Annotated in this window: 25 protein-coding genes and 1 tRNA gene; 11 read left to right on the top strand and 15 right to left on the bottom strand. The window is 70.0% G+C overall.

The window, feature by feature from the left end; all coding sequences use genetic code 11:
- Window positions 1–3: 3 nt before the first annotated feature.
- From JMV16_RS10070 to JMV16_RS10095, 6 genes are all read right to left on the bottom strand, one after another.
- Window positions 4–417 (bottom strand): c(7)-type cytochrome triheme domain-containing protein, encoded by a 414-nt coding sequence (locus tag JMV16_RS10070; RefSeq protein WP_236580440.1) that lies wholly within the window; start codon window positions 415–417, stop codon window positions 4–6.
- A gap of 27 nt (window positions 418–444) precedes the next feature.
- A complete protein-coding gene (locus tag JMV16_RS10075) occupies window positions 445–2,349 on the bottom strand; it encodes a hypothetical protein (RefSeq protein ID WP_201494113.1) in 1,905 nt (634 codons plus the stop codon).
- 40 nt (window positions 2,350–2,389) lie between these two features.
- The gene (locus JMV16_RS10080; RefSeq protein ID WP_201494114.1) at window positions 2,390–3,346 is read right to left on the bottom strand and encodes a peptidyl-prolyl cis-trans isomerase; all 957 of its coding nucleotides are present in this window, start codon (window positions 3,344–3,346) and stop codon (window positions 2,390–2,392) included.
- 250 nt (window positions 3,347–3,596) lie between these two features.
- Complete coding sequence (locus tag JMV16_RS10085) at window positions 3,597–4,433, bottom strand: cytochrome c3 family protein (protein ID WP_201494115.1); 837 nt, start codon at window positions 4,431–4,433, stop codon at window positions 3,597–3,599.
- A 259-nt stretch (window positions 4,434–4,692) separates the two neighbouring features.
- Window positions 4,693–5,817: a 6-bladed beta-propeller gene (locus JMV16_RS10090; protein WP_236580441.1), complete on the bottom strand. Its 1,125-nt coding sequence runs from the start codon at window positions 5,815–5,817 to the stop codon at window positions 4,693–4,695.
- Window positions 5,818–5,842: 25 nt separating this feature from the next.
- Window positions 5,843–6,163: a c-type cytochrome gene (locus tag JMV16_RS10095; protein WP_201494117.1), complete on the bottom strand. Its 321-nt coding sequence runs from the start codon at window positions 6,161–6,163 to the stop codon at window positions 5,843–5,845.
- Window positions 6,164–6,334: 171 nt separating this feature from the next.
- On the opposite strand from JMV16_RS10095, the gene JMV16_RS10100 reads away from it, so the two are divergent.
- The 11 genes from JMV16_RS10100 (at window position 6,335) to JMV16_RS10150 (ending at window position 16,850) form a co-directional block, all read left to right on the top strand.
- Window positions 6,335–7,078, top strand: coding sequence for a c-type cytochrome (locus tag JMV16_RS10100; RefSeq protein WP_236580470.1), 744 nt, complete (start codon window positions 6,335–6,337; stop codon window positions 7,076–7,078).
- Window positions 7,079–7,089: 11 nt separating this feature from the next.
- Complete coding sequence (locus JMV16_RS10105; protein WP_201494119.1) at window positions 7,090–8,130, top strand: c-type cytochrome; 1,041 nt, start codon at window positions 7,090–7,092, stop codon at window positions 8,128–8,130.
- Complete coding sequence (locus JMV16_RS10110; RefSeq protein WP_201494120.1) at window positions 8,127–9,221, top strand: 6-bladed beta-propeller; 1,095 nt, start codon at window positions 8,127–8,129, stop codon at window positions 9,219–9,221. The genes JMV16_RS10105 and JMV16_RS10110 overlap by 4 nt, the downstream gene beginning before the upstream one ends.
- A 156-nt stretch (window positions 9,222–9,377) precedes the next feature.
- Window positions 9,378–10,292 carry a cytochrome c3 family protein gene (locus tag JMV16_RS10115; protein WP_411565021.1) on the top strand — a complete coding sequence of 305 codons (915 nt, stop codon included), beginning with the start codon at window positions 9,378–9,380 and terminating at the stop codon, window positions 10,290–10,292.
- 38 nt (window positions 10,293–10,330) lie between these two features.
- A complete protein-coding gene (ccsA, locus tag JMV16_RS10120) occupies window positions 10,331–11,086 on the top strand; it encodes a cytochrome c biogenesis protein CcsA (protein WP_236580443.1) in 756 nt (251 codons plus the stop codon).
- Entirely contained in the window at window positions 11,083–11,253 is a 171-nt protein-coding gene (gene ccmD / locus JMV16_RS10125) for a heme exporter protein CcmD (RefSeq protein ID WP_201494121.1), read from the top strand. The genes ccsA and ccmD overlap by 4 nt, the downstream gene beginning before the upstream one ends.
- 26 nt (window positions 11,254–11,279) lie before the next feature.
- On the top strand, window positions 11,280–13,256 hold the full coding sequence (locus JMV16_RS10130; RefSeq protein WP_201494122.1) for a heme lyase CcmF/NrfE family subunit: 1,977 nt from the start codon (window positions 11,280–11,282) through the stop codon (window positions 13,254–13,256).
- Window positions 13,253–13,780 (top strand): DsbE family thiol:disulfide interchange protein, encoded by a 528-nt coding sequence (locus tag JMV16_RS10135; RefSeq protein WP_310737086.1) that lies wholly within the window; start codon window positions 13,253–13,255, stop codon window positions 13,778–13,780. Before JMV16_RS10130 ends, JMV16_RS10135 begins: the two co-directional genes overlap by 4 nt.
- Window positions 13,777–14,265 carry a cytochrome c-type biogenesis protein CcmH gene (locus tag JMV16_RS10140; RefSeq protein WP_201494123.1) on the top strand — a complete coding sequence of 163 codons (489 nt, stop codon included), beginning with the start codon at window positions 13,777–13,779 and terminating at the stop codon, window positions 14,263–14,265. Before JMV16_RS10135 ends, JMV16_RS10140 begins: the two co-directional genes overlap by 4 nt.
- A 60-nt stretch (window positions 14,266–14,325) precedes the next feature.
- The gene (locus JMV16_RS10145; protein WP_201494124.1) at window positions 14,326–15,132 is read left to right on the top strand and encodes a gamma-glutamyl-gamma-aminobutyrate hydrolase family protein; all 807 of its coding nucleotides are present in this window, start codon (window positions 14,326–14,328) and stop codon (window positions 15,130–15,132) included.
- 113 nt (window positions 15,133–15,245) lie between these two features.
- Window positions 15,246–16,850 (top strand): ABC transporter substrate-binding protein, encoded by a 1,605-nt coding sequence (locus JMV16_RS10150; protein WP_201494125.1) that lies wholly within the window; start codon window positions 15,246–15,248, stop codon window positions 16,848–16,850.
- 46 nt (window positions 16,851–16,896) lie between these two features.
- Here JMV16_RS10150 and JMV16_RS10155 read toward each other — a convergent pair whose 3' ends face one another.
- The 9 genes from JMV16_RS10155 to JMV16_RS10195 all read right to left on the bottom strand — a co-directional run bounded on the left by JMV16_RS10155 (window position 16,897) and on the right by JMV16_RS10195 (window position 23,068).
- Window positions 16,897–17,445: a thermonuclease family protein gene (locus JMV16_RS10155; RefSeq protein WP_201494126.1), complete on the bottom strand. Its 549-nt coding sequence runs from the start codon at window positions 17,443–17,445 to the stop codon at window positions 16,897–16,899.
- Window positions 17,446–17,498: 53 nt separating this feature from the next.
- Complete coding sequence (locus JMV16_RS10160; protein ID WP_201494127.1) at window positions 17,499–17,804, bottom strand: hypothetical protein; 306 nt, start codon at window positions 17,802–17,804, stop codon at window positions 17,499–17,501.
- Window positions 17,805–17,875: 71 nt separating this feature from the next.
- The gene (locus JMV16_RS10165) at window positions 17,876–18,238 is read right to left on the bottom strand and encodes a hypothetical protein (protein WP_201494128.1); all 363 of its coding nucleotides are present in this window, start codon (window positions 18,236–18,238) and stop codon (window positions 17,876–17,878) included.
- Window positions 18,239–18,326: 88 nt separating this feature from the next.
- The gene (locus JMV16_RS10170; protein WP_201494129.1) at window positions 18,327–19,139 is read right to left on the bottom strand and encodes a diguanylate cyclase; all 813 of its coding nucleotides are present in this window, start codon (window positions 19,137–19,139) and stop codon (window positions 18,327–18,329) included.
- A 181-nt stretch (window positions 19,140–19,320) separates the two neighbouring features.
- Entirely contained in the window at window positions 19,321–19,824 is a 504-nt protein-coding gene (locus JMV16_RS10175; protein WP_201494130.1) for a pilin, read from the bottom strand.
- Window positions 19,825–20,085: 261 nt separating this feature from the next.
- Window positions 20,086–20,177 (bottom strand) — tRNA-Ser (locus tag JMV16_RS10180).
- A gap of 54 nt (window positions 20,178–20,231) precedes the next feature.
- Complete coding sequence (serS, locus tag JMV16_RS10185; RefSeq protein ID WP_201494131.1) at window positions 20,232–21,527, bottom strand: serine--tRNA ligase; 1,296 nt, start codon at window positions 21,525–21,527, stop codon at window positions 20,232–20,234.
- 90 nt (window positions 21,528–21,617) lie between these two features.
- Window positions 21,618–22,616, bottom strand: a complete 999-nt coding sequence (gene ispH, locus JMV16_RS10190; RefSeq protein WP_201494132.1) for a 4-hydroxy-3-methylbut-2-enyl diphosphate reductase — start codon at window positions 22,614–22,616, stop codon at window positions 21,618–21,620.
- An 8-nt stretch (window positions 22,617–22,624) separates the two neighbouring features.
- A complete protein-coding gene (locus tag JMV16_RS10195) occupies window positions 22,625–23,068 on the bottom strand; it encodes a peptidylprolyl isomerase (RefSeq protein WP_236580444.1) in 444 nt (147 codons plus the stop codon).
- Window positions 23,069–23,129: the final 61 nt, after the last annotated feature.

Genomic DNA, 23,129 nt, shown 5'->3' on the forward strand with positions numbered 1-23,129 from the left:
TCCTCATGGCTTGCCCGCAGTCTTCACGGCCGCAGCGGCCGACGCCGCCGGCGCCGGCGCCAGCTTCTGCAGCGTGCTCTCGTGTACCTGCGTCGGGGTGTTGGGTTTGCCGCTGTGGCAGAGGTTGCAGTTCTCCACCGACCAGGCGATCTCGCCGTTGTGGCAGGCACCGCAGAACTGGCCGTCGATGATCTTCAGCATGTTGATCTGGTTGCCGCCGGCCTTGAACTGGAAGCCGAGGTCGGCGTGGCAGACCTTGCAGCGGAAGCGCACGCGGTGGAACCAGTGCGGAAAGACCACCGGGCGCATGCCCGCGCCATCGGAGTAGTTGTTGATGACGACGTCGCCGTACTCGGCCGGGGTCGGCGTGGCGACGAACAGCAGCATCAGGAACATCAGCAGGGATGGAAGCTTCAAGGGGCCGTCCTCCGGGGAAAGTGGATTCTAGAAACGACGCTGGGCGCGCGCCTGCACACCCGCCACGGTGCGCCCTTCGACCTTGGCGACGCGGGCACTGAGACGGGTCTCGAGGCGGCCGACGGCGTAGTCGAGCCGGGCCTCGAGGGATTCATTGACCTGTTCGCGCGGGGCCTCGATGTCGCCCAGGGCACGCCGGTCCAGCGGCTGGCTGTTGGCACCAAAGATCACCGAGCCGCGCAGCCGCGGCACACCGAACACGCGCTGCTGGTCGTAGCTGATGCTGGCGCTGTAGAAACGCTGCCAGCCGGGATCGATGTCGACGCGCTGGCCGGTGAAGACATCGACCTCGTTGGAGCGGTTGTGCGAGGCCTGGAAGGTGACGTAGGTCGACCAGCTGGCATAGCGCGACAGCGGGTTGCGCTGGCTCAGCTGCAGATTGACGAGCTGGAAGTGGCCGCTGGCCTGGGCCTCGGTGCGCGAATCGCTGAAGGAGATGCCGCCGAAGATCTGGCCGCCGCCCTCGCCGCTGCGCTGCCACGACAGGCTGGCGCCATGGGCCAGGGCGGTGGCCGTCTTCAGGCCCGATTCCTCGAGCGCACCGGCGCTCTGGGTCAGCGCCAGCGAGAAGACATTGGTCTCGTTGGCCTTGTAGTCGCGCGAGACGCCGTGCGAGGCCTGCAGGCCGACGAGCTGCCGGTCGGCCTGGCCGGTGGTCTGGGTGAAGCCGGTGTTGGCGCTCACCGAGGGCGTGTAGCGCCAGCCCGCCAGCAGCTGCGAAGCCGGCGCCCAGGTCAGCACCGCCTGCGCACCCAGGCCGTCGCGGTTGCCGTCGGTGCCGGTCTGCACCTGGCTCATATTGAGCGACAGCGCGGCCCGCCATTCGGGTGCGAACTGGTGGTTGATGCCGAAGGAGCCGTTGATGGCCTGTACGCGCGGGCTGCCCTGGTCACCGACCGTGCGCGACTCCAGCCAGCGCAGCGTGCCGGCGAATTGCGGCCCGCCGACCCCGGGCAGCCAGGCCGGTGCATCGGGACGCCAGCTGGCGAAGGTGGACAGCTGCAGCACATCGCTGCCGATCTCGGCCGTGTCGCCGCCTATGCGCACATCGTTCCAGCTCGCCAGCGATTCGACGCGGAAATCGTCCTCGCCCCAGTAGCTGTGACGTGCATTGGCCGAGGTCAGCCGCGTGCGCTCGCCGCTGTCGCTGCGGTGGTTGTCGGAGTGGTTGATGCCGAGGTCGACCGCGTGATCGTCGTACTGCAGCACGGCGGTGCCGGCCAGGGTGGTGAGGGTGTCGAGCGTGGTGCCGGAGTCGAGCACGCTGTGGTCGATCTGCAGCTGGTAGTTGTCGCTGCCGACGGCCGGGCGGTAACCCTGAGACAGCGACAGCCGCGTCGTGCGGTAGTCGCTGCCCAGGCTGAGGCCGCCACTGCGGCTGTCGCTGACATCGGCCCGGAACTCGAACGGAAAACGGCTGGCCGGAAACACCGACACGGCCGTCCGTCCGGTCCAGCTGGTGCTGGTGCTGCTGCCCGCGGCCTGCGCGTCACCGCTGGCGTGCGAGGCGACGAAGCCCATGCCCAGGCGCACCTGCACGAACCAGGGCTGCCAGATATGGCTGACGAAATCGACGTTGCCGATCAGCAGTTGCTGCTGCGAGACGCTTTGATCTTCGGCGCGCAGGGCACGGTAGTCCAAGCCCAGGGTGCCCCCCCAGCGCCAGGGCGCCAGGCGCCACTGGATGCCACTGCCGCGCAGCGGCTCCACCGGCTGCGGTGCCGCCGGCGCGGCGATGTCTCCGGTGGGGGGATCGGGCTCGACGCCGGGCTGGAAGGCGGCCGCCCAGGCACCCGGTGCCAGCAGGGCCAGCGAAAGCGGCGCCAGCGGCACCCACAGGCGCAAGCTGCGTCGTCGTCGCTGAGGGTCCACGCGGCGTCCTGCCAGGCGTCGCTGTAGTGGCGCGCCGCGATCAGCCGGCTTGCGGCTTGTCGCCCGAGCCGCGCAGGGGCGCATAGTGGCTCTCGTCGATGCGGATCGTGGCGGCCTGGCGCAGATCCTTGATGAGCTTCTGCCAGCGTGCCTCGCCCTCGTCGCGCTGCCACAGGTCGCCGGCGCGTCCGCTCACCTGCTCGAAGCTGCGCTGCTTGGAGTCGCGCCGGCCATCGAGACGGATCAGGGCCACACCCTCGAGCATCTGCACCGGCTCTGACAAGCCGCCGACGGCCAGCTTGTCAACGACGCCATGCACCGCCTCGGGCAGCATGCCGCGGTGGGTGTAGTCCATCTCGCCGCCATTGGCGGCCGACTTGTCGCCCGAGTGCAGGCGGGCCAGGTCGCCGAAATCGGCGCCGGCGACCAGCTTGCGGTGGATTTGCTGCGCCTCTTCTCGCGCGCTGTTCCATACCGACTGCTTGGAACTGGGGTCGACGCGCAGCAGGATGACGCTGAGCTTGACCTGTTCGGGTTCGACGAACAGATCCTTGTGTTGTTCGTAGTAGGCGCGCGCCTCGGCCTCGCTGGGCTCGGGCACGTTGCGGATGACCTTCTCGAAGCGCTCGAGCAGGCTTTCGCGCTCGAGCTGTGGCACCACATTGGCCAGCATCTTGTCGCGGTTGGCCACCCAGTTGGCGCTGCCCTTGTACTGGGCGTCATAGCCGGCCACCTTGGCGTCGATGGCGACGCGGTCGGGCTGCACGCCGCGGCGGCGGGCTTCGGCCAGGAGCAGCACGCGGTTGACGATGTCGTCGCCGACCTCGCGCTGGAACTTCACCAGCTCGGCCTCGGGCGGCTTGGCGTGGTAGTACTTCTTGCGCATGGCCACCGACAGCGCGCGCTGGTAGTCGGCCCCGGTGATGACGGTGTCGCCAATGGTCGCGAAGGGCCGGGCGGCACGCGCAGCAGAGGCTGCATTGGGGTCGGCGGCCATCGCAGCGGGCGCGGGAGACGCGTGGGGCGAATGGGGCGCGGGGGACGCAGCGGGTACAGCAGGTGCAGCGGTCTGCGCGACCGCGGCGCCGATCATGGCGCTCGTGGCGGCGGCACCGATTGCAAGCGACAACAGGCTGCGGAAAGACATCACTCGCCTCATGGCAGGGTTTATTTCGGACGAAGGGGCGGGGCCTCGCGGCCCCGCCCCGGGTTCACTCTGAACGGTGACTCAGTCGGCTACGCCGAATTTACTTGACGTGGCAGGAAGTGCAGACCGCGCTCGAGGCATTCGAGATGCGCAGGAAGGTCGCGCCCGACACCACGTTGGTGCCGGCCGGGCCGGCCTGGTTTTCCGAGACGTGCGGATCATGGCAGCTGGCGCACTCGACCAAGGGGCCGAGGCTGGAATCGGCGCCAGAGCGCGAGTACAGCGGCAGGTCGGTGCGCTGCTTCGTGCCGGGCAGGCCGGTATCGACCCAGAAGACCTGGTTGCCGTTGATGGTCTGCGTCGAAGGCGCCTTGAAGTCGCCGTCCTTGCAGGTGCCCGACACGGTGCCGCCCGCGCCGGAGAGGCCGCCGCCGCAGTACTGGATGCCGATCGGGTGATCGTTGGACAGGTCGGTACCGATCAGGGTGATGCCACCCGCGATGCGGCCGGCAGCCGTGACGTTGGAACCGGCCCAGGTGTAGGTCAGGCCGTCGTTGCCACCGCCAGTGGTGTCATAGCCGCCGGAGCCCGGGGCATTGATGATGTTGTCCATCGCCTGAGTGCCGTCGTGGCAGGACAGGCAGGCCATCGAGATCGAGCCCACCGGAGCGACCGTGCCGTCCAGCGAAGGCGTGTTCAGCGAGGCGTAGGTGGTGTAGGTACCACCGCCGGACGGAACACCGGCAGCGCCCAGGCGCTTGTTCCACAGCGGCGCCGGGGCCGCGGTGTCGGCACCGTGCGGCGTGTGGCAGAACACGCAGATCTCGGCGGTTTCGGTGGTCACCTGGTTGCGACCGGCAATGCCGGCACCCGAACCGAGGTTGTGCTTGGTGTCGGCGATACCCGCCGACGCAGAGCCGCTGAATGCGAAGAGCAACGCCGCCAGCATTCCTGCAGACGCCGCCCCCCATCCCTTGCGACCTTTTGGCAATGCCAGATTCATGTCGTCCTCTCGAAGGTTGGTTGATCAGTCGTCAGGCCTTGCACTCCCCAATGCGCCGCTTGACTACACCATGATTTGCAGAAACCGTGCCACCACCTGGACAGGGGGGATACCGGGGTCAGGAGGCCTCGCACCTCCCGCAAGTTGGAAGCTGCGTTCCCGGGAACGGGAAGCTGCAGCACAAACCCCCGCTTCACCGGGTGGCGACGGGCGGTGGGCGCTTGGCCAGCCATCCGGCCTCGGACTTGAGGCTGGCGGGGCGGTAAACGTCGATCTTGCGGAACCACTGGTCGACGACGTAGACGCGGCCGTCCTCGTCGACCGCGATGCCCGAGGGCAGCATGTACTTGGCCGGGCCGTCGCGCTCGGAGCGGTCGCCGACAAAGAGCAGCAGTTCGCCGTCGGGGTTGAAGACCTGAAAATTGCCGAAGGCCGCGTCGACGACGTAGACATTGCCGTCGCGGTCGGCAGCAATTTCCTTGGGGCGAGCGAACTGGCCGTACTGCTTGCCGACGCTGCCGAAGCTCTGCAGGTAGCGGCCGTCCTTGTCGAAGACGACGACGCGGAAATTGCCGCCGTCGACCACGTAGAGCCGGCCGCCGGCGCCGATGGCGAGGTCGCGCGGCAGGTTGAACTCGCCCGGGCCGCTGCCACGCTTGCCGATGTCCTTGACGTGCTCGCCGGTCCTGGCATTGAACACGCGGACATGGTGCTGGTCGGAGCTGACGCCGCCGATATCGATGCCGTAGACGAAGTCGCCGGCCGGGTCGACGGTGACGCTGGACAGGCGCGAGAAGAACTTGTCGCCGCCGATCTTGCGCAGGAACTCGCGCCCGGGGCCGTAGACCATGATGGCCTTGGCGCCGATGTCGGCGACATAGAGGTTGCCGGCGGCATCGACATCGACGCCGATGGGCTTGATGAGCTGGCCCGCACCTTCCTCGTCGCCGACGCGGTACTGCTTGCCCTGGGGCACGTCGAATAGGCGCACGAACCGCGAGACGGTGTCGCTGACGTAGAGGCGGCCCCGCGTGGCTGCCACCGCATAGGGCTTGGACAAGGGCTCGCCGCGGGCATCTTCGCCGGTGACCAGGCGACGCAACTCGCCCGCCTTCTCCTCGGGCAGGATGTCGGCGCTGGACCGGATGGTGCGCTCGAAGACGAAGCGAGGCTCGTCGGGCGCCGGCGGGAACACCAGTTCGCGCTGCACCCGCGCTTCTTCGGCGGGCGGTGGCGAGGCGCAGCCGGCCAGCCCCAGCGCGGTCAGGGCCGCCAGCGTCAGCAGCGAGGCGCGGCGACAGGCGTCCGGGAGGTTCACGGTGCTCGGCATGGCGGTGGGCCGCTCAATGGGCGGCGGCGAGCATGAACTCGACCGCGCCCTGGATATCACCTTGCTTCAAGGCGGGATTGCCACCCTTGGGCGGCATCGCGCCCTTGCCCTTGACGACGCTGGCCACCAGGGCCGGTACGCCGGCGCCGCTGCGCGCTTGCCAGGCCGTCTTGTCACCGTAGCGGGGCGCGTTGGCGATGCCGCTGGCGTGGCAGGCCGCGCAGGTCTTCTCGTAGGTGGACTTGCCGTCGGCCAGGGCCGCGCCTACCGTGCCGAAACTGAGAACGGCGCAGAGGAACTGTCTCGGTAACGGAAAAAACGTGGAAAAAGGCATGGGCCTCTGCTCCTGGGCGCGAAGAGCCGCGCGGCCGGTCTTGCGGGCGTCGGCTGCAATCCGCATGCCAGTGGCAAGGAAGTTGCAGCAGTCTTATTCTTGGATCATGCGATACACGGAGACGGGATGATGAGTCTGTTGGGCGCCCTACGGAGCTGTGTGGCCTTGGCCGTGCTGCTGGCCTTGGGATCGGCGCAGGCCGGGGACCGCAAGCCCGGCGGCGATGGCGCGACGCTGTACCACAACTACTGCTCGGTCTGCCACGGCGACAAGGGCAATGGCCAGAGTCGCGCCACCGGCGCGCTGTCGACGCAGCCGCGCGACTTCACCTCGGCCGAGGCCAAGCGCGACCTCACGCTCGAGCGCATCGCCGCCACCGTCAAGCACGGGCGGCCCGGCACCGCCATGGTGGCTTGGAAGACCCAGCTCACCGACACCGACATCTCACGCGTCTCCGAATACGTCTACGCGCGCTTCGTGCAAGGCCAGCCCCAGGCGGCCGGCGCGGGCTCGGCGATCTCCGGCACCAAGGCCCACGGGGGCCGTGAAGCCGATGCCGTTTCCACCCCCGTGCGGGTTGACATGACGGCCGGTCTCCCCAACGGTCTGAAGGGCGACTCCAAGCGCGGGGGTGTTTTTTATCTCGCCAACTGCGCCACCTGCCACGGCGCACGCGGTGACGGCGCCGGTCCGCGCGCCTACTTCATCAACCCCAAGCCGCGCAACTTCATCGAAGAGAACTCGCGCCTGCGCTACAACCGCATGGCGATCTACGTCTCGGTCAGCGAAGGCCGCCTGGGCAGCGAGATGCCGGCCTGGAAGCAGGTGGCCACGCCGCAGCAGATGGCCGACGTCTCCGAGTACGTGTTCCAGACCTTCATCATCGGCAAGCCGGTCGCGGCGGCCGCGCGCTGAGCGGGTCCGCGATGGCGGCGCGCCGGCTCGCCGCGGGGCTGCTGCGGGTGCTGCTCGCGCTGGTCTTGCCGGGCCTGGCCGGCGCCGCGCCGACGGCCGCGCCCGCCTCGACGCCCTTGCCCGGTGGAGCCGCCGCCTCGCAGCACGAGCGCGGCCGCGCCGTCTACAACTTCCGCTGCTATTTCTGCCACGGCTACTCGGGCGATGCCCGCACGCTGGCGGCCAGCTACCTGCAGCCGCCGCCGCGCGACTTCACCGCCAGCCGCCTGGGCACGGCCGAGATCGCCCGCGCGCTGCGCGAGGGCCGGCCCGGCACCGCGATGAAATCCTTCGCCAGGGTGCTGGGCAACGAGGACATCGAGGCCGTGGCGGCCTTCGTGCGGCGCGAGTTCGTGCAGGATCGCGCCCGCAACACCGCTTACCACACGGCCGCCAATGGCTGGCCCGGCCACGAACGCCACGCCGCGGCCTTCCCCTTCGCACGCGGCGAGATCGCCCTCGACACGGCGTCCGAGCAATTGAGCCCGGCGCAGCGCGCGGGGCGCAAGCTCTTTCTCGAGACCTGCATCAGCTGTCATGACCGCGGCCGCGTCATCGAAGAAGGCCCGGCCTGGAGCGCGCGCCCGCTGTCCTATCCGCGCATGGGCTTCGTGCCCGGCCAGCCCAACACGCCGCCGGTGGACGCTGTCTCCAGCGCCAGCGTCTACGCCAAGCATGAGGTGCAGCCGCGCATCACGGGCCTGACGGCGCAGCAGCGCCACGGCGAACGCCTGTTTAGCGACAACTGCGCCTTCTGCCACGGCGGCGACGGCACGGGCAAGAACTGGATCGGCCAGTTCATGGAGCCCAAGGCGCGCGACCTCACCCAGTACACGCCCCGCAGCATGCCGCCGGCGCTGCTGGCCCAGCGCATCCGCGAAGGCCTGCCCGGCACCTCGATGCCGGCCTGGCAGCATGTGCTGTCCAAGGCCGAGGTCGAGGCCCTGGTGGCCTATGTCTCGCGCGCCTTCCTGCGTCCGGAAGCCGGGCCGCCGGCCGCCCCCAGGCCATGAACACGCCACCGCGCCGCCGCCTGGCCGCCGCCGCGGCCCTGGCCGCCCTCTCGGCGCTGGCCGGATGCGCCACCCAGGCACCGACCCGGCCCCCATTGCGACGCCCGGTGTGGCCGCCGCCACCCGAGCAGCCGCGCTACATCTTCGAAGCCACGCTGCGCGGCGCGGCAAGCCTGGTCGATGAATCGAGCGAGTCGCAGATGCGGCGCCTGCTGGTCGGCGAAGACGCCTCGGCGCAGACCATTGGCAAGCCCTTTGCAGTGGCCGCCGCACGCGGCCGCATCTACGTCACGGACACCGAAGGCCGGCGCGTCTTTGTCTTTGACATCCCCCGCCGTCGCACCTTCACTTTCGGCTTTCGCCTCGAGGGCGCGCTGAAAAAGCCCTCGGGCATAGACCTGGACGCCCAGGGGCGCGTCTATGTCGTCGACACCACGGCACGCCGCGTCGTCATCTATGACGAACTCGGCCTCTATGTCGGCGATATCGACGGTTCTGCGATTTGGACTCGGCCCACCGCGGTAGCCGTGGACGCCGCCGGCGAACGCATTCACGTCGTCGACACCGGCGGTGTCGAGAGCGACAACCACCGCGTCACCGTCCACGACAACAAGGGCAGGATGGTGGCCGAGATCGGGCGCCGCGGCAGTCGCCCTGGCGAGTTCAACCTGCCCACCGATTGCGCCATGGGAGCCAACGGCGAGCTGTGGGTGCTGGATGCCGGCAACTTCCGCGTCCAGGCCTTCGACGCCCAGGGCCGGGCGCTGCGCCAGTTCGGCTCGCCGGGCAACGGCCTGGGCCAGTTGGCCAGGCCGCGCGGGCTGGCCGTGGGCCGCGACGGCCTCGTCTACGTGAGTGACGCCACGCTGTGCAATGTGCAGGTCTTCCAGCCCGACGGCCAGTTGCTGCTGGCCCTGGGCGGACGCTCCGCCGGCGACGACGCACCGGGCCGCTACCTGCTGCCGGCCCGCCTGGCCACCGACGAAACCGGCAGGCTCTACGTGGTCGACCAGTTCCTGCACAAGGTCGAGGTGCTGCGCCGGCTTTCCGACGAGGAGGGCCGGCGCCGAATGACGCAGCCGCCGGCCTGAAACTTCGCCGCCATCCTCCCGCTTTCGGGAATCCGCACCCAAGTCCGGGAACGCCTGCGCATCCACCGCCGGCATAAGCGCGCAAGTAGCGGGTACGCGACTTGCACACAGAGGCATGTACAAAAGCCGGGAGGCCATGAGGTGGGAGAGAAAACCGTGTTGCGACGCTGCTTGAACCTGATGCTGCTGGCTGCTTGCGCCTGGGCGGCCGGCATGGCCATCGCCGATACCGACCGGCCAACCAAGTTCACCAACCGCGACACCATCGGCAATACCCGCCACAACCTCACCCAGCGCCAGGCTTCGGGCGGGCCGGCGGGCGCGACGATGGACTCTTTCCGCAACGACTACGAAGAAGTGTGCGTCTACTGCCACACGCCGCACGGCGCCAACCGCACCGTGACGGCGCCGCTGTGGAACCGCACGATGAAGACCAACACCTACCAGACCTATGACCTGCTGGGCACCTCCACCCTCACGCAGCCGGTCACGCAGCCGGGCGTCAGTTCGCTGACCTGCCTGTCCTGCCACGACGGCACGACCGCCGTCGACTCCATCATCAACATGCCTGGCGCGGGCCGTTACAACGCGGCGCAGGAAACGCAGGAAACCACCGATTTCCTCAACTCCTGGAACAACCGCCGCGGCCCCGACGCCAATGTGCATGGCCGCTTGGCCAACACCGAGTGCGTGTCCTGCCATTCGCCGGCAGGTGGCTTCTCGGGTCTGGGCGCAACCGACTTCACCGTCTTCGCCATCGGCACCGACCTGCGCAATGACCACCCGGTCGGCATCCGTTTCCCTGCCGCCGGCCCAGGCACCGACTTCAAGGATCCGCAGCGCCGCGACGGCCGCATGGCCTGGTTCGACGGCAACGGCAACGCGCGCCCCGACAGCAACGAAATCCGCCTGTACAACGCCGGTGGTGGCGATGGCTACGAGGTCGAATGCGCCTCCTGCCATGACCCCCACGGCGTGCCCTCGGCCGGCCCCGGCAGCCAATTCAATGCCACTTTCCTGCGCGTGAGCAACACGGGCAGCGCGGTCTGCCAGAGCTGCCACAGCAAGTGATCCGCGGCGCGGGCATGAGGCTTGCAGCAATGCGGCCCATGAGCTCGCGCCTGTCCGTAGACCCACCCGCACCGGGTCTGGTGTCGCGCTGGCTTGAGCCGGCCGCGGCCCCGGGGGCTCACGGTCTCGCAGAGCGCGTCGAGCCCTGGTGCTGGCCGGTGGCAGGCTTGCTGGGCGCGCTGGGCCTCGTGCTCGGGTTGCTCGTGGCCCCGGCCGACGCCCTCCAGGGCGATGTCTTTCGCATCATGTTTATCCATGTACCGGCGGCCTGGATGTCGCTGGCCCTCTTCGCCGCGCTCGCACTGGCCGCGGCCAGTGGGCTTGCATTCAGGCTGCGCCTGGCCGACAAGGTGGCCGCGGCGGTAGCCCCCACGGGCACGCTGATGTGCTGCATCGCGCTGTGGACCGGCGCGCTTTGGGCCAAGCCGGTCTGGGGCAGCTGGTGGGTCTGGGATGCGCGCCTCAGCGCCGAGTTGCTGATGCTGCTGCTCTTCGTCGGCTACCTCGTGCTGCGCGGTGCCATTGTCGATTCGCGGCGCGCCGACCGCGCGGCGGCGTTGTGGGTGCTGCTGGGCGCCGGTGGCCTGCCCATCCTCTACCTGTCGCTGCAGTGGTGGGCCAGCGTCCACCCCGATCAGGCTCCCGGCACGGCGCGCGGGCCCGAGATGGCCAGCCTCATGGTCGCGGCGATGCTGCTGATGGTGGCGGCCTTCGCCGCCTGGTGCCTGGGCAGCTGCCTGCACCGCCTGCACTCCATCGTGCTCGAACGCGGCACGGGGCTGGACGGCGCATGAACTGGGCCAGTTTCGCCGAGTTCACCGACATGGGTGGCTACGGCCTCTATGTCTGGGGCTCCTACATCATGGCCGCGGCAGCCCTGATCTGGGAGGCCTTCGAACTGGCCCACCGGCGCCGCAGCGCACTGGCCGAAGAGCGCGAACGCGCCGCCTACCAAGAATGAATTCGCCCGTGAGCTGAGGCCCGCCCATGCTGCCCGAGATCGGCCATTTCTCCCTCATCCTGGCGTTCTTCGTCGCGCTGGCGCTGGCACTGCTGCCGACGCTGGGCGCGGCACGCGGCATCGGCGCCTGGATGGCACTGGCGCGGCCGGCGGCACAGGCGCACTTCATCTTCGTCGCCATCGCCTTCGGCAGCCTGATGGCCTCGTTCGCGAACAACGATTTCTCGCTGGTCAACGTGGCCTCGCACTCCAACACCGAGTTGCCCATGGCCTACAAGCTGGCCGCCACCTGGGGCAGCCACGAGGGCTCGATGCTGCTGTGGGTGTTCATGCTCGCCGGCTGGACGCTGGCGGTGAGCCTGCTGTCGAGCCGGCTGCCGCTGGCGATGGTGGCGCGCGTGCTGGGCGTGATGGGCTTCGTCAGCGCCGGCTTCCATCTCTTCATCCTCGCTACCTCCAACCCCTTCGTGCGCCTGCTGCCGCCGGCGCTGGAGGGGCGCGATCTCAACCCGCTGCTGCAGGACCCGGGGATGGTCTTCCACCCGCCCCTGCTCTACATGGGCTACGTCGGCTTCGCCGTGGCTTTTGCCTTCGCGCTGGCGGCCCTGCTCTCGGGCCGCTTCGACGCCGCCTGGGCACGCTGGTCGCGACCCTGGACCACCGCGGCCTGGATGTTCCTGACCCTGGGCATCGCGCTGGGCAGCTGGTGGGCCTATTACGAGCTGGGCTGGGGCGGCTGGTGGTTCTGGGATCCGGTCGAGAACGCCTCCTTCATGCCCTGGCTGGCCGGCACCGCGCTGCTGCATTCGCTGGCCGTGGCCGAGAAGCGCGGCGCCTTCAAGGCCTGGACCGTGCTGCTGGCCATCGCCGCCTTCAGCCTCAGCCTGATGGGCACCTTCCTCGTGCGCTCGGGCGTGCTCACGTCAGTCCATGCCTTCGCCACCGACCCGGCGCGCGGTGCCTTCATCCTCGCCTTCCTGGCCGTGGTGGTGGGCGGCTCGCTGGCGCTGTTTGCCTGGCGCGCCGGCAGCGTGGGCTTCGCCGGCCGCTTCGACCGCCTTTCGCGCGAGTCGCTGCTGCTGGGCAACAACCTGCTGCTGGTGGCGGCCACAGCGGCCGTGCTGCTGGGCACGCTCTACCCGCTGGCGCTGGATGCGCTGGGCCTGGGCAAGATCTCCGTCGGCGCACCCTATTTCGAGACCGTTTTCGTGCCGCTGATGGCACCGGTGGTGCTGCTGATGGGCGCCGGCCCGCTGGCACGCTGGAAGTCGGTCACGGTGGCCGAGATGGCGCTGCGCCTGAAGTGGCCGCTGCTGGCCAGCACCGCCATCGCCGCCGCCCTGCCCTGGCTGGCCGGCCGCTTCACGCTGGGCGTGGCGGCGGGCCTCTTCCTGGCTGCGTGGGTCTTCGCCAGCACGGCCGCGCTGCTGCTGCTGCGCACCCGCGGCGGCACAGGCCAGCTGGCGCGCGCCTCGCTCGGCTTCTGGGGCATGGTGCTGGCCCACCTGGGCGTGGGCATCTTCATCGTCGGCGTGACCATGGTGCGCGGCTACGAGGCCGAGCGCGATGTGCGGCTGAACATCGGCGACCATGTCGACCTCGCCGGCTTCCGCTTCACCTTCCAGGGCGTGCAGGAGACGCGCGGTCCCAACTATGCCGCGGTGCGCGGCAGCATCGAAGTGAAGCGCCCCGACGATGCCAGCTTCACACCCTTCACGATGGCGCCCGAGAAGCGCGTCTACAAGGTGCAGCAGATGCCCATGACCGAGGCCGCCATCGCCACCAGCCTGGCCCGCGATCTGTACGTGGCGCTGGGCGAGCCGCTGGGCGAGCGCACCTGGACGCTGCGCGTACACCACAAGCCCTTCATGGTGTGGGTCTGGGGCGGCGCGCTGGTGATGGCCCTGGGCGGATTGCTGGCCTTGAGCGACCGCCGCTACCGCGTCGCCGTGACGCGCGACGCCACCCTGCCTGCGGCCGCCCTGCCGCAGCCGACGGCGTGAAGCTGGCGCGTTTCATCCCGCTGGCCGGTTTTGCCGTGCTGGCCGTGATGCTGGGCGTGGGCCTGGGCCTGAACCCGCGCGAGGTGCCCTCGCCCTTCATCGGCAAGCCGGCGCCGGCCTTCACGCTGCCACGGCTGGACGACGGCGCGCAGACCGTCACGCCCGCAGCCATGCAGGGTCGGGTCTGGCTGCTCAATGTCTGGGCCTCGTGGTGCGCGCCCTGCCGCGACGAGCACCCGCTGCTGGTGGCGCTGGCGCGCGAGCAGCAGATCGTCGTCGCCGGGCTCAACTACAAGGACGACCCGCGCAATGCCCAGGAGTGGCTGCGCAAGCTGGGCAACCCCTACCAGTGGGTGGCGCTGGACCGCGACGGCCGCGTCGGCATCGACTACGGCGTCTACGGCGTGCCCGAGACCTTCGTCATCGATGGCAGCGGCGTCATCCGCTACAAGCATGTCGGCCCGCTGACGCAGGCGATCTGGACCGACAAGCTGCTGCCGGTCATCAAGGGGCTGCAGCGATGAGGTGCGGCCTGCCGGGCTGGCTGGCTGAGGTGGTGCTGGCCGTGCTGACACTTGCCGTGTTGACATCCGGCGCCCAGGCCGCGCCGGCGGTCGACACCGCCACCGACACCGCGCTCGAGGCCCGCGTCAACGCGGTGTCGGCCGAGCTGCGCTGCCTGGTGTGCCAGAACCAGTCGCTGGCCGATTCGCACGCCGAACTGGCGGTCGACCTCAAGAACCAGGTGCGCGAACAACTGCGCAGCGGCCGCAACGAGGCCCAGGTGGTGGCCTACATGACCGATCGCTACGGCGATTTCGTGCGCTACCGCCCGCCTTTCAAGACGACGACGCTGCTGCTGTGGCTGGGGCCGGTGCTGCTGCTGCTGATAGGCGGCGGGCTGCTGTGGCGCACGCTGGGCCGCGCCCGCGCCGTGCCGGCGGCGCTGTCGGCCGACGAGCAGGCGCGCGCCGAGGCGCTTCTCCAGGGCGCCGACAAGGCCGGTTGAGGCGCTCACGCCTCCCACCACGCGCGCCGGGGCCATGCGCTTGCGGCATCATCCGCGCCCATGCCCGCCACCACCCAACCCCTGCTGATCGGCGTCTCCTCGCGCATCTACACCCCCGGCTCGGCAGGGGTCGAATTGCCCGGCGTCTGGACCAAGACCCTGCACTACCTGGAGCAATCAGTGGCGCACTGGTTGCTGGCCGGCGGCGCGCTGGCGGTGATGGTGCCGGCCGTCGACAGCGAGAGCCCGCTGAGCAGCGACTGCGTCGACCTCGCGCGCTATGCCCAGGCACTGGACGGCCTGGTGCTGCAGGGTGGCAACGATGTCGCGCCCGAGAGCTATGGCGAACGCCCGCTGCACCCCGACTGGCACGGCGACCGCCTGCGCGACCGCTACGAGATCGAGCTGATCCGCGCCTTCGTCGACGCCGGCAAGCCGGTGTTCGGCATCTGCCGCGGCCTGCAACTGCTCAACGTCTGCTTCGGCGGCACGCTGCTGCAGGACATTGCGACGCAGCGGCCCGCAGCGCTGGAGCACCGTCGGCTGGGCCAGTACGAGCGCCACTTCCACCGCGTGCGCTTCGTCGCCGGCACGCGGCTGGCCGGGCTCTACCCGGGCCAGGAGTGCGCCCATACCAACAGCATCCACCACCAGGGCATCAAGGATCTGGCGCCCGGCTTCGAGATCGAAGCCATCTGCCCTGACGACGGCACCGTCGAGGCCGTGCGCCGCGGCGGCCAGGGCTACGTGGCCGGCGTGCAATGGCACCCCGAATTCCACCGCCCCGATGACCCGCTGACGCTGGACGACGGCCCCATCCTGCGCGACTTCCTGGCCGCGGCACAAGCCCGGCGCGACGAGGCCTGAGCGTTTTCCCGCGAGGGAAGATCAGGGCCTGGATGTCAGCCCGGACAAGGGCTGGATGGGGACAATGCCTGATCGCCCTGCGCGGCCCCCCGCCGACCGGAAACATGACCCCGTTGCTCGCCCCGCTCGTCTGCCGCCTGTTTACCGCAGTGCTGGCAGCCGGCCTCGCGCTGGGAGCGGTGGGCGCCGCGGCCCAGAGCGGCGCGGCACAGGCCTTGCGCGTGGCCTCGGCCTTCGACCCGCAGACCATGGACCCGCATGCGCTGTCGCTGCTGTACCACTCGCGCGTGGTACACCAGGTCTACGAATCGCTGGTGGGCCGCGATGCCCACTTCAAGCTCGAGCCGGCGCTGGCCCTGCGCTGGCAGCCGGTGTCGCCGACGGTGTGGCGCTTCAACCTGCGCCCGGGTGTGCAGTTCCACGACGGCACGCCCTTCGGCGCCGACGACGCGGTGTTCTCGCTCGAGCGCGCGCTGGCACCCAGTTCGCAGCGCGCCTTCCAGCTGCGCGGGGTGAGCGCGGTGCGCAAGCTCGACGCGCTGACCATAGAGATCCAGCTCGAGGCGCCCGACGCCGTGCTGCCCGAGAAGCTGCCGCTGGTGGCGATGATGAGCAAGGCCTGGTCCGAGAAGCATGGCGTGCAGCGCCCGCAGGACTTCCACGCCAAGCAGGAAACCCATGCCGTGCGCAACGCCAACGGCACGGGCCCCGTGCGTCTGGAGCGTTATGAGCCCGATGTGCGCACGACGCTGCGCCGCCACTCCGGCTGGTGGGGCTGGGCCGATGCGCGCCACGGCAGCCGGCTCGAACAGGTGAGCTTCGTCACCATCAAGTCCGACGCCACGCGCCTGGCGGCGCTGGCCAGCGGCGAGGTTGACCTTGTGCTCGATCCGCCCTACCAGGACATCGCCCGGCTCAAGGCCGATCCGCGCCTCGTGCTGCTGCAGACAGCCGACATCGGCCAGCAATACCTGGCCTTCGACCAGGCGCGCGACCAGCTGCAGGACAGCGACGTCCTGGGCCGTAACCCTTTCAAGGATTTGCGCGTGCGCAAGGCCGTCTACCACGCGCTCAATATGCAGCTCATCGTCGACAAGGTGCTGCGCGGCCAGGCCCGGCCCACCGGCGCCTTCCTGAGCCCGCTGGTCGATGGCTCGCCGCCCGAGCTTGACCAGCGACTGCCCTACGACCCGGCGCGCGCCCGCCAGCTGCTGGGCGAGGCCGGCTACCCCAACGGCTTCTCGGTGACGCTGGACTGCGTCAACGTCGCCTGGCGCGAGAACGTCTGCCAGGCGATGGCCGCCATGCTCACCCAGGTCGGCATCCGGACCACGCTGCGCAGCAGCCCGACCGGGCAGTTCTTCCCCAAGCTGACCCAGGGCACGGGCAGCTTTGTCGAATTCGGCTGGACCGCCACCCCCGACGCCTGGAACTCGCTCAACGGCCTCTTCCGCAGCCACGACGGCAACGGGCTGGGCACTTTCAACGCCGGACGCTACCGCAACCCCAAGCTCGACAGCCTGATCGACGCCATCCGCACCGAGCCCGATCTGACGCGGCGCCGCGCCATGGTGACCACGGTGCTGCGCCTGGCGGCCGAGGATCTGCCGCTGGTGCCGCTTTACCGGCGCACGCTGACCTGGGCGATGGCGCGCAAGGTGCAACTCGTGCAGTGGCCCAACGACACGCTCGAGCTGCGCTGGGTGCAACTGAAATAGCCTTGCCCGAGGCGGTCGGTTCCAGGCCGAAACGGGCCGCCTCGGCCTACTTGCGCGGCGCCGCCGGGCAGGCGCCATGGCGGCGCCGGAACTCCGTCGGCGAGAGCTGGCCGCCGTGGCCATGCAGGCCGCGGTGCAATGCCTCGGCCATGCGCTCCTGCTTGACCAGGGGGCCGCGGTCCCACTTGGAGCGCGTGCTCCAGGCAAAGCCGTCCTCCACCATGCGCCGACTCAGGTCGGCCTCGTCGACACGCACCGCCGCCAGCGTGCGGCCCTGGGCGTCGCGCCGGCCGGACAGCTGCACCAGCGCCGGCTTGCCCTGGGCGCGCTCGGCCAGGGCCCGGCGCGCGTCGTCAGCGCCCGGCTGGCAGGCCTCGGGTACTTCGATGTCGCGCAGCCGCAGCCGCAGCGGGGCCTGGCCAGCCATGGCGAAGGCCAGCGTGCTGCCGTCGACGACCTCGGTCACCACACCTTGCAGCGGGGGTGCGGCAGGCCGGGGTGGCGCGGCCAGGACGGGCGCCGCCGACAAAGCCAACGCCAGGAAGGCTGGCGCGAAGCGGCAACGTGGGCAATGGCGGGCCGGATCAAGGCGCATGGTGGACTTTGGCGGAGTTTGAAGCACGCGCCGGTTCAGGATGGGCCGCATCCTCAACAGCCTTCGATGCGGTGGCCGATGACGCGGGCGCTGCGGTCATCGACGGTGTATCGCACCACGCACTTGAAGGTGACCATGCCCACTGGCCCGCGCAACTGCCCGGTGCGCACATACTCGTGTATCGAGGTGTTGTTGGCGGCGCGCGTGCGGGTGTTGGGCGCACCCAGCTTGGCATTGAGTTCGCGCACATCGGCGCCGTGCCACTTGTCCAGGCTGCGGTCGAAATCGGCCTGGCGGCGGGCGTCGATCTGGGCCTGGGTCGGCGGTGCGGTGGCGCAGCCGGCCAGCATCATCGCCATCGCCAGGGCACCTGCGGCCAGCCCGCGGGCTGCGGCCCCGCCTGGTCGCTCGCAGATCCGGTCCACCCGCTTCAGGAACTGGAATCGGGCCTGGCGGCCGGTGCCGACTCGACCTTGCCGGCCACGCTGCCGGCGGCGCGGGCCGTGGCCTGGGCGCCGCGCTCGATGCCGCGTGCGGCTGCCTCGAGCCCTACGCGCACACCGCGCTCCGCCGCCCTGGCGCCACGCTCGATGCCGCTTGCCGCGGCCTTGGCGCCGCGCTCGATGGCGCCGCCCACCTTGGCCGCGACGCCGGCGACCGTGGTGCCGCCGGATGCCGCGCCCGCATCTTGCGCACCCGCGTGCAGGGGCAAGCTGAAAACGAGTGCTGCCGCCGCGGCGGCGGCCACCGGGTGGCTGCGCTTCATGTTCGGTGTGCCCGTGTTGCTGCTCATCGAAACATCATAGGCGCCGCCTCCGCCGGCCTCGATGGCCAGGGGTTTCGTTGCGCAACCGGATGTGTCGCCGCCCCGGCGGCGAGGCTCAGAAACTGAAGCAGTCGCGGCCGAGTGCGCGCGCTCGCAGCAGCGCCGCCTCGGCGCGGCCGACCACGGCGTCGAAGCCTTCCTCGCCCTGCATCGCCGCCAGGCCGGTGGCGAATGACAGTGGCGCGGCGGCCACGCCCGCCGCATGCAGGCGCAGCACCACGGCCGCCGCTTCGGCCTGGCCGGCGCCAACCAGCGACAGCAAGAAGCCGTCGGCGCCGTAGCGGCCGAATCCATCGTTGGGTCGCACCGTGCGGGCGATGGCGGTTTCGACCTGGTTCAGTGCCTGGTCATGGGCTGCCGGGTCGCTGTCATGCACCTTGGCGACGATGCGCGCCATCACCAGCGGCCGGCGATCACGCGCGCAGCGCGACATCTGGCGGCCCACCTGCTCGACCAGGCGCGGCTCGGCCAGGGCCTCGCGCGCCGGGGCCGCGACAGGCCCTGCAGCACCGATCTGGGCCTCGACCAGGGCCACGGCCAGGCCGTGCGACAGCCTTACCCAGCGGCGCAACGCCTCGGCGCCCGGAAAGATCACCACGCAGGGCGACTGTGCCCGATGAGCGGCCACCACCGCCGGCAGCAGCCAGTCGCCCGGCCCCAGCGTCGCCCGGCCGTCGCCGGCCACAAGCCGACCCGAAAGCAGCAGCCCGGGGCCGCTGCCGTCAAGCTCGGGCACCAGGCCGGTGCCGGATTCGAGCGTGCGGCGCCGGCTCGCGACCAGGGTGGCGCGAAGATCGGATTCGGCGACGGCAGCAAGCGCCGGCAGCCGCTGCAGCGTGCTCAGGTCCAGGTCCAGCGTAGGCGTCATGGCATTCGCCGGGAGGCCCGGCGCCGTTACGGGCCGGCCCCGGGGGCGGGGCCTGCAAGGAGATCGCGGGACTGCAAGCGCACCTCGCGGACGATGGCGGACAGCCAGCGCTGTCGTCGCCGGGGAAATTCTAGTCAGGGGTCGTCGCCGACCCACCCTCGTATTGCGCTGGAACAGCGCATCAATTCCGGCAATTGGCCGGGCTGAGCTTGCCCTTGAGCGTGCCCAGCGTGCCATGGTGGGTGAGCGGGTTCTGGTCGGCAGAATTGCAGTTCCAGACCAGCGTGCCCTGCGGCGGAGTCGAATCGGTACTGGTGCCGATCAGCCGCGGGCCGTTGGCAGCGCCTATGCGCGGCGCCAGGATCAACGTGTTGGCTCCGGCCGGCGCCACCGCGGCCGTGTAGGTGATGGTGATCTGGCCGCGGGCCTCGTCGACGGTGATGCTGGCGACATGGGCCGTGGCGGCCGGCGAGGTCCAGCCGGAATTCAGCACCTTGCCGAACATGGCGTTCTCGACCACCAACGCCCGCGCTGGCGCCGCCAGCACCAGGCCTTCGGAAACCCGTGCCCGGCTGACATAGCCCTGGTAGGACGGCAGGGCGACGGACGAGAGCAGGCCGACGATGGCCGCCACGATCATCAACTCGATCAGGGTGAAGCCAGACTGGGTTCGGGCAACGTTCATGGCGGAACGGGTCTCGTGCGGTGGCAGGCTGTCGCAGACCGCAGGCCGCGAACTTCCCTGTCACTGCTTCGGCAGTTCCGGCACCACGTAGCAGCGGCATGGCTGCCATGCCGCAGCGGCAAAGCACCAGCAATTCACGACTGCGGCCAGTGCCTTTCGGGGCGCCGAGCGGACCAGGCCAGGCGCAGGGCACAAAAAAGCCCCGGCGGGCGGGGCTTGGCGTGGTTCCAGGGACTGCTGCCTACCCTTGGAACTGATGTCTGGCGGAAAGGGAGGGATTCGAACCCTCGGTACTGGTGAACCAGTACGCCGGATTTCGAATCCGGTGCATTCGACCACTCTGCCACCTTTCCTGGTGCATCGCCGCGGGTGGTGCCGCGTCTGGCGAAGCCTGCGATTCTAGACCATCAGGGGCGCAGGATTTCGGCGCCGCGAAGGTAGGGCTGCAACGCAGCCGGCACGCGGATGGATCCGTCGGCATGCTGGTGGTTCTCGAGCACCGCCACCAGCGCCCGGCCCACGGCCAGCCCGGAACCATTGAGGGTGTGGACGAATTCGGGCTTGCCTTGCTCGTTGCGGAATCTCGCCTGCATGCGCCGCGCCTGGAAGGCACCGCAATTGCTGCACGAGCTGATCTCGCGGTAGGTGTTCTGCGCCGGCAGCCAGACCTCGAGGTCGTAAGTCTTGTTCGAGCCGAAGCCCATGTCGCCGGTACACAGCGTGATGACGCGGTAGGGCAGTTCAAGCTTTTGGAGGATGGCCTCGGCGTGGCCCACCATCTGCTCAAGCGCGGCATCGCTGTGGTCGGGATGGGTGATCTGCACCATCTCGACCTTGTCGAACTGGTGCTGGCGGATGAAGCCGCGCGTGTCGCGCCCGGCGCTGCCGGCCTCGCTGCGAAAGCAGGGCGAATGCGCGGTGAGCTTGATGGGCAGCGCGGCGGCATCGAGGATCTGCTCGCGCACGGTGTTGGTGAGCGAGATCTCCGAGGTCGAGATCAGGTACTGCTCGGCTTGCGTCTCGTCGCCGCCCCTGAGCACCCAGAACATGTCTTCCTTGAACTTGGGCAGCTGACCCGTGCCCTCGAGCACCTCGCGGTTGACGATGTAGGGCGTCCAGCACTCGGTGTAGCCGTGCTCCAGCGTCTGCGTGTCCAGCATGAACTGGGCGAGCGCCCGGTGCAGCCGCGCCGCCGGCCCGCGCAGCAGCGTGAAGCGGGCGCCGCTGAGCTTGGCACCGGTCTCGAAGTCCATACCCAGCGGCAGGCCGAGGTCGACGTGGTCGCGCGGCGTGAAGGCCAGCGCCGGCGGCGTTCCCCAGCGGCGCACCTCGACATTGCCGCTCTCGTCGGCACCGTCGGGCACGCCGGCCTGGGGCAGGTTGGGCAGGCTCATCAGCATGGCCTGCAGCTCGGCCTGCAGCACTTCCAGCCGCTTGGCGCCGGCCGCCAGTTCGTCGGCGATGCCGTTCACTTCGGCCATCTGCGCCGCCGTGTCCTGGCCACGGCCCTTGAGCTGGCCGATCTGCTTGCTGAGCGCATTGCGGCGCGCCTGCAACTGCTCGGTGGCGGTCTGGATCTGCTTGCGCTCGGCTTCCAACGCGGAAAAGCGCGCCACGTCGAGGAAGGGTTGCGGGTTCTTGCGGCGCTGCAGTTGCGCCACCACGCCGTCGAGGTCACGGCGCAGCAGGTTGATGTCGAGCATGGTGGTGAATCCTTGGGAGCGATGCGGTTCAAGCGCAGACGGCGCCTCGCGGGGCGCCGTCTTCCTGTGTGAGGCAGAAGAGCGGCGGCGTCAGGATCGGGAACTGGCAGATTCGGGAACCGGGGCCACAGCGCCCATGCTGCGGCTTCCCAGCCCGCGCGGCAGCGGGAAGTGCACGTTCTCGACCACGCCGTCCATCTTGCGCACGGCGGTGGCGCCGAGTTCGCGCAGGCGCGCGATGACCTGCTGCACCAGCACGTCGGGCGCCGAGGCGCCGGCCGTCAGGCCGACGCGGCTGCGGCCCTCGAACCAGGCCGGCTGCAGATCGGCCGCGCCCTCGACCATATGGGCCGGCGTGCCCAGGCGCTGGGCCAGTTCGCGCAGGCGGTTGCTGTTGCTGCTGGTGGGGCTGCCGACGACGATGACGATGTCGACCTGCGGTGCCATCACCTTGACCGCGTCCTGGCGGTTCTGGGTGGCGTAGCAGATGTCCTGCTGCTTGGGCTCGCGCACCTTCGGAAAGCAGCGCTTGACCTCGGCCAGGATGGCCGCCGCATCGTCCACCGACAGCGTGGTCTGGGTCACCACCGCGAGCTTGTCGCCGCGCGGCTGCACCGCGGCCACGTCGGCCACGTCCTCGACGAGGTAGATGCCCTCGGTGAGCTGGCCCATCGTGCCCTCGACCTCGGGGTGGCCCTTGTGGCCGATCATGATGAACTCGAAGCCCTCGCGCGCCAGCTTGGCGACCTCGACATGGACCTTGGTCACCAGCGGGCAGGTGGCGTCGAAGACCTGGAAGCCGCGCCGCGCCGCCTCGGCGCGCACCGCCTGGCTCACGCCGTGGGCGCTGAAGACCAGGGTGGCGCCGGGCGGCACCTCGGCCAGGTCCTCGATGAAGACGGCGCCCTTGGCGCGCAGGTCGGCGACGACGAAGGTGTTGTGCACGATCTCGTGGCGCACGTAGATGGGCGCGCCGTGCAGCGTCAGCGCGCGCTCGACGATCTCGATGGCGCGGTCGACGCCGGCGCAGAATCCGCGCGGCTCGGCCAGCAGCACATCGCTCACCGCCCCGCGCTCACCGCCGTTCACGCCGCCGTTCACAGCACGCCCAGCAGCCGGGCCTCGAAGCGCACGGGCTTGCCCGCCAGCGGGTGATTGAAGTCGACCAGCAGCCAGTCGGGGCCGCACTCGCGCACCGTGCCAGCGGCGCCCGGCTCGCCCTGGGGCGTGGGGAACTGCACCACGTCGCCCACCGCATAGACGGCCTCGGGGTCGCCCCATTCGTGCAGCAGGGCCAGTTTCACGCGCTGCAGCAGCGCCGGGTTGTGCTCGCCGAAGGCGGCACCGGGGGCAAGGTCGAAGCTTTCGTGGGCGCCTTCGGCCAGGCCCAGCAGGCAGGCCTCGATGGCCGGCGCGAGCTGGCCGGTGCCCAGCGACAGCGTCGCCGGCTTGGCCTCGAAGGTGTTGATGAGATCGACGCCGTCCGGGCCCGAGAGCCGGAAGTGCAGCGTGAGAAACGATCCGGGCTGGACGAGGTTCACGGTGGCGGGGCCTGGTGAAAGGGTCACGGGCGGGGTCATGGGCGTCGCATAGACTGGGCCG

The organism is Rubrivivax sp. A210 (assembly GCF_904426505.1).
Lineage (GTDB): Bacteria > Pseudomonadota > Gammaproteobacteria > Burkholderiales > Burkholderiaceae_C > Rubrivivax.